The following is a 12490-nucleotide window of genomic DNA, read 5'->3' on the forward strand; positions in this document are numbered from 1 at the left end:
CGTCAGACGCCCGCCGCGTGTCGCACGGTTGCGTCCACAGGGGCCTCCCGGGCACCCTTTCCTAGACTGGGCGGGTGGACCAGGGGGCTGTTGACACGGCGTCCGGTCGCGCGAGCGCGCCGCCGGCCACCGTGGCGACCCCGCAGAACGCCTCCGCACCCGCCCCGACGCAGCTGATCCAGCCGCCTCGCAAGCGCCCCGGCCTCGCGCTCGACCTCACGCTGCTCGGCATCGTGGGCGCCCTGCTGGTCGCCGCGGTGTTCGCCGCCTGGGGTGCGATCGAGCGTCACTTCTACAGTCCGTCCGCGTTCGTCGAGCGCTACGGCGACCTGCTCGCCGAGGGCCGCGCGGCCGACGCGCTCGCGCTCCCGGGTGTCGCCGTGAGCTCGGCCGAGCTCGAGGCTGCGGGGCTCCCGCCGACCGCCTCCGACGCGCTCCTGCGCAGCGCCGCGCTGGCACCGATCAGCGACGTGCGCGTGGTCTCGCACGAGCAGGACGGCGACCTCACCCGCGTCACGGTCGCCTACGAGGCCCGCGGCTACGAGGGACAGACCACGTTCACGGTCGAGCGCAACGGCTCGATCGGGCTCGCCCCGACCTGGCGCTTCGCCAAGAGCCCGCTGGCGGTCATGAACCTCGGCGTCACCGGCTCGATGGTCTTCGACGTGAACGGCTTCGAGATTGACAAGCGGCAGGTATCGCCGGAAGGGGCGGATGCCGACCCCGCCGCCCCGGTGTCGCTGCTGGTCTTCTCGCCCGGCCTCTACTCCGTGTCGGTCGACACGGCGATCTCCGCCACCCCGGGGGTGGCCGTGCTCTCCGACAGCCCCTTCCGCGCGATCCCGGTGAACGTGCAGGCCCAGCCGACCGAGAACTTCCTCAGCGTCGTGCAGGAGAAGGTGGAGGAGTTCCTCACCTCGTGCGCGACGCAGGAGGTGCTGCAGCCCACCGCCTGCCCGTTCGGCTACTTCGTGCAGGATCGCATCGACTCGCTCCCGAAGTGGTCGATCGTGCAGCAGCCCACCGTGTCGGTCGAGGCCGACGGCGCCGGCTGGTCGATCCTCCCCACGGAGGCCGTCGCGCACATCGAGGTCGACATCCGCTCCCTCTTCGACGGCCGCGTGCGCTCCGTCAGCGAGGATGTGCCGTTCGTCGTCAAGGGCACCATCGCGATCCGCCCCGACGGCACCGCCACGATCGTGGTCACCGGCCCCGACACCAACTGAGCGCACGAACGCCGCGGCACCGTGCGCAACGACGCCGCACGGACGGCGGCCTCGCCGGAATCGGCGAGCGCGGCGCGCACGGGTCCGCCAAGATGGTGCCGGGGGCACGATGACGACGATCACGGGCATCGCACGCTGGATCCCGGCGGTCGCGACCGTGCGGGACTACCGCCGCGCGTGGCTGTGGCCCGACGTGCGGGCGGGGATCGTGGTGACCGCCCTCCTCATCCCGGCGGGAATGGGGTACGCCGAGGTCGCCGGGCTGCCGCCCGTGACCGGCCTGTACGCGACGATCGTGCCGCTGCTCGCCTACGCGATCTTCGGGCCGTCGCGGGTGCTCGTGCTCGGGCCGGACTCGTCGCTCGCGCCCATCATCGCCGCGGCGATCCTGCCGCTCGCCCTCGGCGACCAGTCGCGCGCGGTCGCCCTCGCGGGGCTCCTGGCCATCATGGTCGGAGCGCTGCTGATCCTCGCCGGCCTCGTGCGCCTCGGGTTCGTGACCGACCTGCTCTCCAAGCCCATCCGCGTGGGGTACCTCAACGCGATCGCGGTCATCGTCATCGTGTCGCAGCTGCCGAAGCTGCTCGGCTTCTCGGTCGACGCCTCGTCGCTGTGGGGCGGCGCCGTGGCGATCGTCGACGAGATCCTGGCCGGCTCCGTCGACCCGCTCGCGGCCGCGTTCGGCGTCGGCTCCCTCATCGTGATCTTCGCGCTGAAGGCGGTGAAGTTCCGCGTTCCGGGCGTGCTCGTCGTCGTGGTCCTGTCGATGGTGCTCGTCGCGGTGCTCGGCTTCTCGGAACGTCTCCCCGTCGTCGGCGCCCTCCCTCAAGGACTGCCCGCCCCCGCGCTCGGCGGTCTGGAGTGGGCGGATGTCGCCGCCCTGGCGCTCCCCGCTGCGGGCATCGCGCTCATCGCGTTCGCCGACACCGCGGTGCTGTCGCGCACGTTCGCCGCCCGCCGCGGCGAGAGCGTGAACGGCAGCCAGGAGATGGCGGGTCTCGGCATCGCGAACGTCGCGGGCGGTGCGCTCGGCGGGTTCCCGGTGTCGGGGTCGTCCTCCCGCACGCCGGTCGCCGATCAGGCGGGTGCCCGCACGCAGCTCACCGGTGTCGTCGGCGCCGTGCTGCTGGTGGTGTTCATCCTCGCGCTTCCCGGCCTCACCGACTTCCTCCCCTCGGCGACGCTGGCCGCCGTCGTGACGAGTGCGGCGATCGGACTGATCGACGTGCGCGGAGTCGTGCGGCTGGTGCGCGTCAACATCGTGGACGCCCTCCTGTCGGCGGCCGCCTTCCTCGGCGTCCTCGTGTTCGGCGTGCTCGAGGGGATCGTCATCACGATCGGGCTGTCTTTCGTGGCCTTCGTCAACCGCTCCTGGCGGCCGTACCGGGCCGAGCTCGGTCGCGTCGAGGGTCTCCGCGGCTACCACGACCTCGCCCGCAACCCCGAGGGCGAGCGCGTGCCCGGAATCGTCATCGTCCGCTTCGACGCTCCGCTGTTCTTCGCGAACGGCGCCATCTTCGACGACTGGGTCCGTTCTCGCGTGCGCGCGGCCGGCGCCGACGTGCGGACGGTGATCCTCGCCGCCGAGCCCATCACCGACATCGACACCACCGCGGCCGACGAGCTGATCGAGCTCGACGAGTTCCTCCGTGCCCGCGGCATCCGTCTCATCATCGCCGAGATGAAGTCACCGGTCGTCGACACGCTCGTCCGCTACGGGCTCACGAGCCGGTTCACGCCCGACCGCTTCGCGCCGACCGTGGGAGCCGCCGTCGACGAGCTCACCGGCACGCTGCGGAGCGACCTCAGCGGCACGAGATGGGATGCCGCGGCCCCGGACTCCGCCCCGGATTCCGGCGCGACGGGCGACGAGCCGACGCCGCATCGCAGCTGATCCGAGGAGATCTGCGCGATCCGAGAGGAGTTGCTCGCCGCCGATCCGAGGAGATCCGCGGGCGATACGCCGACGGCTCCGACCGCGGTACGGCCGGCGTCCTCTCAGCCGCGGGTGCGGGCGTCGCGCTCGGCGAGCTCCGCGAGGCGCGCGTTGTAGGCCTCGAGCTCGGCATCCCCCGTCCGATCCGCGTGACGATCGCGGCGCTTCGTCTCGCGGTCGTCGCTGCGGCTCCACTGGATCGCGACCGTGATCGCGAGGATCAGCGTGGGGATCTCGCCGATCGACCACGCGATGCCGCCGCCGGTGTACTGGTCTTCGAGCGGCGTCTCACCCCACGTGCGTCCCATGGAGCCGAACCACTCCGCGACCATGAGGCCCTCCTGCATCATGATCGCGATGCCGAAGAAGGCGTGCATCGCCATGATGCCGATCAGGAGCAGCAGGCGCCCGGGATACGGCAGCCGGTACGGCACCGGATCGATGCCGATCAGCGTGAGCACGAAGAGATAGCCCGTGATGAGGAAGTGGGCGATCATCCACTCGTGACCGAGGTGGTCGTACAGCGACCACCGGAAGAGGTCCGTGTAGTAGAAGACCCACAGCGAGCCGATGAAGAGGCCCGCCGCGACGAACGGGTTGGTCAGCACCCGCGCGACCGGGGAGTGGACGGCCCACAGGATCCACTCGCGACCGCCGCGAGTGCCGTCTTCGCGCTTGCGTATGCCGCGCGCGGCGAGAGTGACCGGGGCGCCCGCGACCAGCAGCAGCGGAATCGCCATGGTCAGCAGCATGTGCCCGACCATGTGCATGCTGAACAGGTAGTCCTGGTAGACGTTGATGACACCGCCGGTGACCCACACCAGCAGCAGCCAGCCGGCGACCCACACGATGGTCCGGTAGACCGGCCAGGCGTCGCCGCGTCGCCGCAGGCGCCACACGCCGGAGAGGTAGAAGAAGATCGCGAAGCCGGCGACGGTCGCCCACAGCAGGTCGACGTTCCAGGCCGTGACCCAGCGCTCGAGCGTGAGCTCGGGCGGCAAGGGCGCGCCGGTCAGACGCTCCGCGGGCGTGGGCGTCTGCGGGATGAGAGGCGCCACCGGCGGAGGCGTGCGTGCGAGCGCCGCCGCGGCACCGCTCGCGACGCCCATCAGCACGAGCTCGAAGACGACGAGGCTCCAGAACGCGCGGGTGGCGGTCGCCGGCTCGAGTGCGACGGCGGACGTCGTCCGCGGTCGTCCATCGCCATCATCCGACGTCCGCATGCGCCCGATGAGGCGCGAGCGGTACCAGGCTCCGAAGAGGCCGAGTGCGACCAGCGCCACGATCTTCAGCCCGAGGATCGCGCCGTACGGCGAGATGAGCGCCGACCATTCCTGCAGGCCGATCGCGGCGCGCACCGTACCCGACACGGCCACCACCGCGAACGCGGCGAGCGCGATGCTCGAATACCGTGCGACGGTGACGGCGCTGTCGTCGCGGGACTGCAGCGGCCGCACGATGACGATCAGGAGCAGCCCGCCGAGCCACACCGCGGCGGCGAGGATGTGCAGGATGAGCGCGGTCATCGCCTCGTGATGGAACGCCTCCTCGCCGGAGTGGCCCTGCGTGCCCATCGGGACGAGGGATGCCGCGGCCAGCAGCGCGACGAAGAGGGTCGCGGTCCACGAGCGCACGGCGAAGGTCAGCACGGTGAGCGCGGCACCGGCGATCGTGGTGATGAGCCACGTGCGGCCCACCTCCGTCTCGACGATGTAGCGGCCCAGCTGGGCTCCGAACTCGGGCCCGAAGCTGAGCACCGGGTTGAACGCATCGATGAACGTGAGGAACCCGGTGGCGGCCGCGGCCATCGTGAAGACGGCGGCTGAGATCGACGCAGTGTCCAGCGCGATGTCGAACTCGCGCTCCCCGGCCCGGAGGGCGAACAGGGCGGTCACGAGCACGCCCACCATGCCGGCGGCCGCGAGGTTGACGAAGAGCTTCGCGGTCGGCAGGCCCCAGCGCACGAACGGGCCGGGGTCGGCGATCGCGAGCGGGTCCGCGCCGCCGCCGAACGCGAGCGCCCACACCATGACCGCCAGCGCGGCCACAACGAGGAGCGCGGGCCCGGCGGCCCGCAGCGCGCGGGAGTTCACCCGTCCAGCCTACGTCGCGCCGCCTGTGCGCCTCGTCCGCCCGCGCCCGGCCCCGGTCCCGCCCGGCCCCGGCCCCGGTCCCGCCCGGCTCCGGTCCCGCCCGGCTCCGGTCCCTTGCCGCGAGAATCCATCTGGACGACGAGACCGCGGTCAACACCCAGGGTCTCGTCCTGCAGATGGATTCTCGCGGGGAGAACAGGAACAGGGACCGGGCCAGGGTCCGCGGCAAGGGAGAGGCTTTCGGGCGGCGCACAGAACGAGAGAGGGGATGCCGCGGGTCGCGGCATCCCCTCTCCAGAGGTCTCGTCTGGATTACTTGACGGCGGCCTTCAGCTTCGAGCCCGCGGTGACCTTGACGCGCTTGCCCGCGGGGATCTTGATCTCCTCGCCGGTCTGCGGGTTGCGGCCGGTGCGGGCCGACGTGGCGACCTGCTCGAAAGCGATCCAGCCCGGGATCGAAACCTTGCTGCCGGCTGCGACCGCGTCGGAGACGGTGGAGAAGAGGGAGTCGAGCACGCCCGAGACGGCGGACTGGCTCTGGCCGGTCGCGCTCGCGATGCTCGCGACGAGCTCGGTCTTGGTGATGGTCTTGTCGGCCATTTGGTATGTCCTCCAAAGACGACGAGTGCCGTCTTGTCATTGCTCGGACCGGATGGCTTCGCCCCCCGGCTGGTCCTGTCGACCGGGACCGAATGTACCCGAATTGACCGCCAGAACCGCGTATTTCTGCGGATTTCCGCCGATTACGACCGCGTGTCGTGTGAAAAGAGTGACAGATGTGACTCGTGAGCCGCGATTACGCCCACAGCGTTCAGGCCTTGTGCGACGCGATGAGGTCGCGGGCGGTGCGGGCGAACGCGGGGCCCACGCGGTCGTGGCCGTCGAGATACCCGCCGACGAGCGCCGCGTCGCGGAGCAGGACGAGGGATGCCGCGACCCCTTCCGGGTCACGCAGCCCGGCACCAGCGGCCAGCCGCCGGAGGGTCTCGCGGAACCATTGGCGGTGATCGGCGATGAGCTCGCGGACGGGTCCCTCATCGGGGTACTCCGCGGCGGCGTTGATGAACGGGCACCCTCGCGTGTGCCGGTCGCGGATGTCCTGCTCGATCCCGCCGACGACGAGGTCGAGGAGCACGGCGGGATCGTCCGATGCTTCTGCGGCCTGGGCGAAGAGGGTGCGGAGGCCCTCGTCCTCGCCCTCGAGATACGCCAGGACGAGCCCCTCCTTGCCCGCGAACTGCTTGTACATCGTGGCGCGGGTGACGCCCGCCTCCTCGATGATCCGGTCCACGCCCACCGAGTGGATGCCCTCGTTGTAGAAGAGGTCGGTGGCCGCCTGCAGCAGTCGCTGACGGGCGGAAGCCGGGCGGGATGCCGCGGCTGTCGCGGCGCTGGTGGTGCTCATGGATCCCCCTCCATTCCCTCCATCGTGCCATCGTTTCCGGCCCTGACCGGGCCGGGGAACCGTGACGCGAACTCTGCTCAGAATCTTTTCTGAGATTTTCTGGGAATAGTCTTGTGTAGATAGAACGTTCGGTCTACCATCAGGATACATCAGCCGGAACACACCAGCTCCGGACCTGAGACCCACAGATAGCCCACCGCAGCACCGCACACAAGGAGCAGGAAATGAACACCACGACCAAGACCCCCATCGTCCTCATCCACGGCCTCTGGATGACCCCCAAGAGCTGGGACACCTGGGCCGACCGCTTCCGCGCCGCCGGCCACCAGGTCATCGTCCCCGGCTGGCCCGGCATCGACGACCGCGCCGTCGAAGACATCCGCAACAACCCCGAGCCGCTGAAGGGCATCGGCCTGAAGCAGATCGCCGACAACTACGAGCGCATCATCCGCCAGCTGCCCGAGAAGCCGATCATCATCGGCCACTCCTTCGGGGGAGTCCTCACCCAGATGCTCGCCGACCGGGGTCTCGGAGTCGCGTACGTCGGCGTCGCCCCCGGCCAGACCGCCGGCGTGACGAGCCTCCCGCTCTCGACGCTCTGGACCGGCACCCCGATCCTGTCCAACCCGTTCGGCATCAACGGCGCCAAGCCCCTCAGCAAGCGCCACTTCCACTTCACCTTCGGCAACGACCTGCCGCGCGAGGAGTCCGACAAGCTCTGGGAGGAGTACGCGGTCAACTCCTACAACAAGGTCTTCTTCGAGGGCGTCTCGTCGGTGCTGAACGAGAAGGGCGGCGTCACGCACGTCGACTACGGCCGCACCGACCGGGCCCCGCTCCTCATCATCACGGGCGACATCGATCACGTGGTGCCGCCGGCCATCGGCAAGGCGATCGTGAAGAAGTATCAGAAGTCCGGCAGCCCCGCGATCGTCGAGTACAAGGAGTACGCCGGCCGCACCCACCGACTGGTGAGCCAGGACGGCTGGGAGGAGATCGCCGACTACGCGCTCGAATGGGCCACCACGCACCAGGTGCGCGAGACCGAAGAGGCTCCCGAGACGGAGGCGGCGAAGTAGACGGATGCCCCGCCCCGGCGCCGACGGGGAACCACTCCGCCGTCGATCCACCAGCCCGCCTGGTGCCTCGACGGTCGAGTGGTGTCTCGATCGGTGTCCGCGGTGGGATGCCCGGGCCCGAGGTTCTCCGGAACCCCGGGCCCTTCGCATGTCCGCGCGCGACCCCCGGTGCAGCGCGAGGCTCACGGCGCTGCGTGACGCCGCGCCGGCTGAGGTCAGATCGGCACCGCGAGATTCCCGGCCGGGGTCGGCGTCGGTCAGGAGTGCAGGCGGCGGAGTGCGGCGACGATGTCGTCGTGCCACCGGCGGGCGGCGGGCAGGACGGCCAGGAAGATCGAGGTGTCGTGCGTCACGCCCTGATAGCGGACGACGCTCGCGTCGACGCCGGCGGCGCGCAGCGCGGCCCCGTACGCATCGCCGTCCCCGCGCAGCGGATCGTACTCGGCGGTGAGGATCACCGTCGGCGGCAGCCCGGCGAGAGAGGCGGACCGCAGGGGCGACGCGTACGGCTCTCGTGCCGCGGCCGCCGCGGGCAGATAGGTGCGGGCCACCGAGCGCAGCTCGCGTACTGCGATGAATCGAGGGATGCCGAGGGCCCGCGTGGCCGCCAGGTCGAGGTGCGCCCCCGTGAGGTCGACCACGGGAACCTCGAGCAGCTGCAGGCGGAGATCCGGCCCACCCTGGTCGCGGTTCATGAGCGCCACCGCGGCCGCGATGTTGCCCCCGGCCGAGGTGCCGAGCACCCCGATGCGCGCAGGGTCGATGCCGAGGTCCCCGGCCTCGGCGAACAGCCACCGCAGGGCCGCGTAGCCCTGCTCGACCGGGACAGGGTACTGGTGCTCGGGCGCCAGCGCGTAGTCCACGGCGGCGATGGCGACCCCGGCGTCGACGGCTCGGCGGCGGAAGGCGGCATCCGTCGTCGGATAGTCGATGCCGCCGATGCGGAACGCTCCGCCGTAGAACGCGAGTGCGGCGGGCACGGGGGTGTCGTCCGCCTCGGGCGGGAAGTAGATCCGCACGCGGACGGCGGGACGACCGGGCACCTCCACGCGGTGCTCGGCGATGCGCACCTCGGGGCCGGCCACCCCGACCGTGCGCAGCTCGGTGCGGTCCCACGCGAGAGCGGCGCGGCGCTTGCGCGCGCGGGCCTGCGCGCGCGGACCGACGGCCGGGCGGGCGGGCTTCTTCGCGGCTGCCGGCGCCGCAGTCCCGGTGGCGGACGACGCACCCGTCGCGGCAGCGGACGCGCGTGCCGCGCCCGCCGACGACGCGCGCGCCCCGGGGGCCGACGCCGCGCTCGCCTCAGCGGCGGCGGTCGGCGCCGCGACGCGCGGGAACGGCCACAGCGCCGCCAGCCGTGTGCGCATCGCGCCGGTGGCCTTGTCGAACAGGTGCTTGCGGTGCACTCTGAGGCGCTCGTCGAAGAACGGATCCAGCCGCATGGTCCCATCCTCGCGCGAGCGGCGCGGCCCGCACGGCGGTTGACAAAGCGACGGCCCGGAGTTCCGTGGAACTCCGGGCCGTCGCACGCCCGGCCTACTCGCCGGACTCCTGCGCGAGCTTCGCGTCGAGGGCGGCCCCGACGTCGGCCGGAGTGGCCTGGCCCTGCGCCATCAGCTGGATCTGGGCGACGAGCTCCGTGTACAGGGCGTCCTGGTAGTTCGGCCACGAGATCATCGGCAGGTAGAACTTGCCGTCGAGCAGCGCCTGGAACGGCACCTCGAGCGACTCGTCGATCGTCGGGGTGTAGTTGGACGTCGTCGTCATGTCGTTCGTCTGCTCCTGGAAGATCCGCACGCCGTCTTCACTGGCGAGGAATTCGAGGAAGGTCTTGGCGGCCTCGGGCTCCTTCGCCGCCGTGTTGATCGCGTACCCCGGCGATGCGGCGCCGGTGAAGAAGGGCTCCCCGCCCTCTTGCGGCACGCCCGCGAAGGTGAAGTTCAGATCGGGGTTGGCCTCGCGGATCGTGCCGACGTCCCACGGGCCCGTCGTGATCATCGCGACCCGGCCGCCGACGAATTCGTCGCGCACCTGCTCGCCGGTGAGGCCCACCATGTCGGGGCTCAGCAGCCCCTGCTGGAGAAGCTCGTCCCACGGGGTGAGCGGCGGGGTCCAGAGGTCTTCGAACGTCGACTCGCCCGCGAAGATCTGCGCGTCGACGTCGCCGCCCTGCTGGAAGTTGGCGAGCCCCACGGCGGATCCCAGCGAGGTGGGGAAGCCCTGCCACGACTCCAGGAACGGCACGACGCCGGCGTCCTTCAGCGTCGCGAGCATGTCGACGAAGTCGTCCCACTCGGTCGGGAACTCGTCGAACCCGTGCTCGGCGAGCAGGTCCTGGTTGTACATGATCCCCGACGCCCACGACGACAGCGACAGGCCGTAGGCCTCGCCGTCGGGACCGGCGTAGGTGGCGGTGTTGAATTCGGAGGCGACGTCCATGAACGGCTCGTCGCTGAGATCCTCGACGAATCCGCCCTCGATGAGGTTCGTCTTGTTCTCGGCGGCGATGACGAACACGTCGGCCGCCGTGTTCGAGCCGAGACGGTTCTGCAGCGTCGAGATGTACTCGGCGACGGGAGGCGCCGACGAGAACTCGATGCGGATCTCGGGGTTCTCCTCTTCGAAGGCCTCGATCACCGGCGTCATCGTCTCTTCGTTGGACCACGAGAAGAAGCTGACGACGGTGCGGTCGTCGGCCGGTTCACCCGAGCACCCGGCCAGGGCGACCACGGTGGCGAGGGCCGCGCCGCCGGCGAGAAGCCGGAGCGCGGTGCGAGGGGCGGGGAAGGTGTGCGTCATTGCCGTGCCTTTCGGTTGTTGGATCGTTACAGGTCGCGGGTCGCCCGCGGTGACCGCTGCGCGGAGCGGTGCATCTCAGCCCTTGACGCTTCCGGCGATGAGGCCGCGCACGATGTGGCGCTGCATCGCGATGAAGAAGATCACCATCGGGATCAGGACGATGACCGAGAGCGTCAGGAACATCGGCCAGTCGGTCGAGAACTCGCCCACCGCCTTGTAGGTCTGCAGCACGAGGGTCTGCTTCTCGGTCGAGCTGATGAAGACGACCGGGAGCAGGAAGTCGTTCCACACCCACATGGTCTGGAAGACGCCCACCGTCACGAGGATCGGCCGGATCAACGGCAGCGCGATGCGCCAGTAGATCTGCCACGGGCCGGCGCCGTCGATGCGGGCCGCCTCGATGACCTCGCCGGGGAGCGTGCGCATGTAACCGACGATGAGGAAGTAGCAGAACACGGCGCCGGCAGAGTACAGGATGATCAGCCCCTCGAGCGTGTCGACGAGGCGGGCGTCGCTCAAGAGCCGGTACAGGGGGATGAGGGTGACCTGCCCGGGCACGAGGAACGCGATGACCAGCAGCACGACCATGAGCCGCGACGTGCGCATGATGACGGAGAACGCCGCCATCGACCCGACCAGCAGCATCAGCAGGATCGAGGCGACCGTCACATACAGCGTGTTGACGAACGCCTGCGCGACCGGAACCTCGGTGAACACCTCGATGTAGTTGTCCAGGTTGAAGGTGCTCGGCAGCGCGAGCGGCGACGCCGTGGTCTCGGCCTGCGTCTTCAGCGTGTTGACCACGAGGTAGTAGAACGGCAGCCCCACCAGCACCGCCAGCGGGATCATGATGAGGCTCGTCAGGATCGCGCCCGGGCGTGACAGCACCCGTTGCCGGCGTCGCGGAGCGGTGACGGAAGGAGCGGATGCCGGGGGCGCTGCGATCTCGCGCGTGCTCATGAGAACCTCCCCTCGAGGCGACGGGACAGGAAGAGCTGCAGAGCCACGATCGCGCCGACCGCGATCATGAAGATGACCGCGAGCGCGGATGCCTGCCCGTACTTCGCCTGGGACACGCCGTTCTGGATGATCGTCTGGGTGATGGTGAAGGTCGAGAAGCCGGGACCGCCCTTGGTCAGCGTGATCGGCAGGTCGTAGACCTTGAGCCCGCCGGTCATGAGGAGCAGCCAGCTCACCGTCATCGCGGGCAGGAGGAGGGGCAGTGTGATGTGGAAGAAGCGCTGCGGCCCCGAGGCGCCGTCGATGCGAGCGACCTCGTAATAGTCGCCGGGGATCGACTGCAGGTACGCGAGGTAGAGGATCGCGTGCCAGCCCGTGCTGGTCCACACGGCGACCGCGATCACGCTGATCTGCGCGAGCGTGCTGTTCGAAAGCCACGGGATCGGCCCGATCCCGGCGACCGACATCAGCAGTGAGTTGAGCGCGCCCGAGCCGAGCGGGTTGAGGATGAACCCCCACACCAGGCCCAGGATCGCCACCGAGGGGATCGCGGGGAAGAAGAAGATCGCACGGACGGCGTTGCGACCGAAGAACGCGCGGTCGAGGACGACGGCGAGCGGGATCGCCAGCACCGTGATGATGATCGTCGTGGCGACGGTGAACAGGAGCGTGAAGCTCAGGCCCGCGAGCATCGAGGGGTCGGTGAAGACGTTGGCGTAGTTGCGGAGACCGACGAACTGGGGGTCCGACCCGTACCCGTCGAAATCCGTGAAGCTCCACCAGATCGACTGCGCGAGCGGGATCGCGAAGAGCACGATGAAGACGATGATCATCGGCACCAGGAACAGGCTGAGGCGCATCCGGTCGCCTCGGTAGACGGGGCCGTGGCCGCCGACGGGCTGACGAAGCCAGCGCGACATCCGCCGGCCCGCCGTCACGATCGCGCGCGTCTCCGCCTGCGGTCTTTCCTCGGTGATTGTCACATGATCTCC

The 12490-nt window shown here is 70.1% G+C and carries 10 protein-coding genes; 3 read left to right on the forward strand and 7 right to left on the reverse strand.

Features of this window, described 5'->3' with window-relative positions; genetic code table 11:
* Positions 1–74: 74 nt before the first annotated feature.
* Together IM770_RS08540 and IM770_RS08545 are read left to right on the forward strand one after the other, a co-directional pair.
* Positions 75–1226: a hypothetical protein gene (locus tag IM770_RS08540; protein ID WP_307785411.1), complete on the forward strand. Its 1152-nt coding sequence runs from the start codon at positions 75–77 to the stop codon at positions 1224–1226.
* 109 nt (positions 1227–1335) lie between these two features.
* Positions 1336–3120, forward strand: a complete 1785-nt coding sequence (locus IM770_RS08545; RefSeq protein ID WP_203580724.1) for a SulP family inorganic anion transporter — start codon at positions 1336–1338, stop codon at positions 3118–3120.
* Positions 3121–3224: 104 nt separating this feature from the next.
* Here IM770_RS08545 and IM770_RS08550 read toward each other — a convergent pair whose 3' ends face one another.
* From IM770_RS08550 to IM770_RS08560, 3 genes are all read right to left on the reverse strand, one after another.
* Positions 3225–5255: a bifunctional copper resistance protein CopD/cytochrome c oxidase assembly protein gene (locus tag IM770_RS08550; protein WP_203580725.1), complete on the reverse strand. Its 2031-nt coding sequence runs from the start codon at positions 5253–5255 to the stop codon at positions 3225–3227.
* Positions 5256–5567: 312 nt separating this feature from the next.
* A complete protein-coding gene (locus IM770_RS08555; protein ID WP_045301792.1) occupies positions 5568–5855 on the reverse strand; it encodes an HU family DNA-binding protein in 288 nt (95 codons plus the stop codon).
* 211 nt (positions 5856–6066) lie between these two features.
* Positions 6067–6660: a TetR/AcrR family transcriptional regulator gene (locus IM770_RS08560; RefSeq protein WP_203580726.1), complete on the reverse strand. Its 594-nt coding sequence runs from the start codon at positions 6658–6660 to the stop codon at positions 6067–6069.
* A gap of 224 nt (positions 6661–6884) precedes the next feature.
* Between IM770_RS08560 and IM770_RS08565 the strand changes: the two genes are divergently transcribed.
* Positions 6885–7739: an alpha/beta hydrolase gene (locus tag IM770_RS08565; RefSeq protein WP_203580727.1), complete on the forward strand. Its 855-nt coding sequence runs from the start codon at positions 6885–6887 to the stop codon at positions 7737–7739.
* A 257-nt stretch (positions 7740–7996) separates the two neighbouring features.
* On the opposite strand, the gene IM770_RS08570 is transcribed toward IM770_RS08565, so the two are convergent.
* The 4 genes from IM770_RS08570 to IM770_RS08585 all read right to left on the reverse strand — a co-directional run bounded on the left by IM770_RS08570 (position 7997) and on the right by IM770_RS08585 (position 12481).
* On the reverse strand, positions 7997–9181 hold the full coding sequence (locus IM770_RS08570; RefSeq protein WP_203580728.1) for an alpha/beta hydrolase: 1185 nt from the start codon (positions 9179–9181) through the stop codon (positions 7997–7999).
* A gap of 94 nt (positions 9182–9275) precedes the next feature.
* Positions 9276–10538 carry an ABC transporter substrate-binding protein gene (locus IM770_RS08575; protein ID WP_203580729.1) on the reverse strand — a complete coding sequence of 421 codons (1263 nt, stop codon included), beginning with the start codon at positions 10536–10538 and terminating at the stop codon, positions 9276–9278.
* 75 nt (positions 10539–10613) lie between these two features.
* Positions 10614–11498, reverse strand: a complete 885-nt coding sequence (locus IM770_RS08580) for a carbohydrate ABC transporter permease (RefSeq protein ID WP_203580730.1) — start codon at positions 11496–11498, stop codon at positions 10614–10616.
* The gene (locus tag IM770_RS08585; RefSeq protein ID WP_307785412.1) at positions 11495–12481 is read right to left on the reverse strand and encodes a carbohydrate ABC transporter permease; all 987 of its coding nucleotides are present in this window, start codon (positions 12479–12481) and stop codon (positions 11495–11497) included. Before IM770_RS08585 ends, IM770_RS08580 begins: the two co-directional genes overlap by 4 nt.
* Positions 12482–12490: the final 9 nt, after the last annotated feature.

Source organism: Microbacterium hibisci (assembly GCF_015278255.1).
Taxonomy (GTDB): Bacteria; Actinomycetota; Actinomycetes; order Actinomycetales; family Microbacteriaceae; genus Microbacterium; species Microbacterium hibisci.

Coding starts and splice junctions, on each gene's coding strand:
- IM770_RS08545 (WP_203580724.1), top strand. CDS start 1,336: ATGACGACGATCACGGGCATCGCACGCTGGATCCCGGCGGTCGCGACC.
- IM770_RS08555 (WP_045301792.1), bottom strand. CDS start 5,855: ATGGCCGACAAGACCATCACCAAGACCGAGCTCGTCGCGAGCATCGCG.
- IM770_RS08560 (WP_203580726.1), bottom strand. CDS start 6,660: ATGAGCACCACCAGCGCCGCGACAGCCGCGGCATCCCGCCCGGCTTCC.
- IM770_RS08565 (WP_203580727.1), top strand. CDS start 6,885: ATGAACACCACGACCAAGACCCCCATCGTCCTCATCCACGGCCTCTGG.
- IM770_RS08570 (WP_203580728.1), bottom strand. CDS start 9,181: ATGCGGCTGGATCCGTTCTTCGACGAGCGCCTCAGAGTGCACCGCAAG.
- IM770_RS08575 (WP_203580729.1), bottom strand. CDS start 10,538: ATGACGCACACCTTCCCCGCCCCTCGCACCGCGCTCCGGCTTCTCGCC.
- IM770_RS08580 (WP_203580730.1), bottom strand. CDS start 11,498: ATGAGCACGCGCGAGATCGCAGCGCCCCCGGCATCCGCTCCTTCCGTC.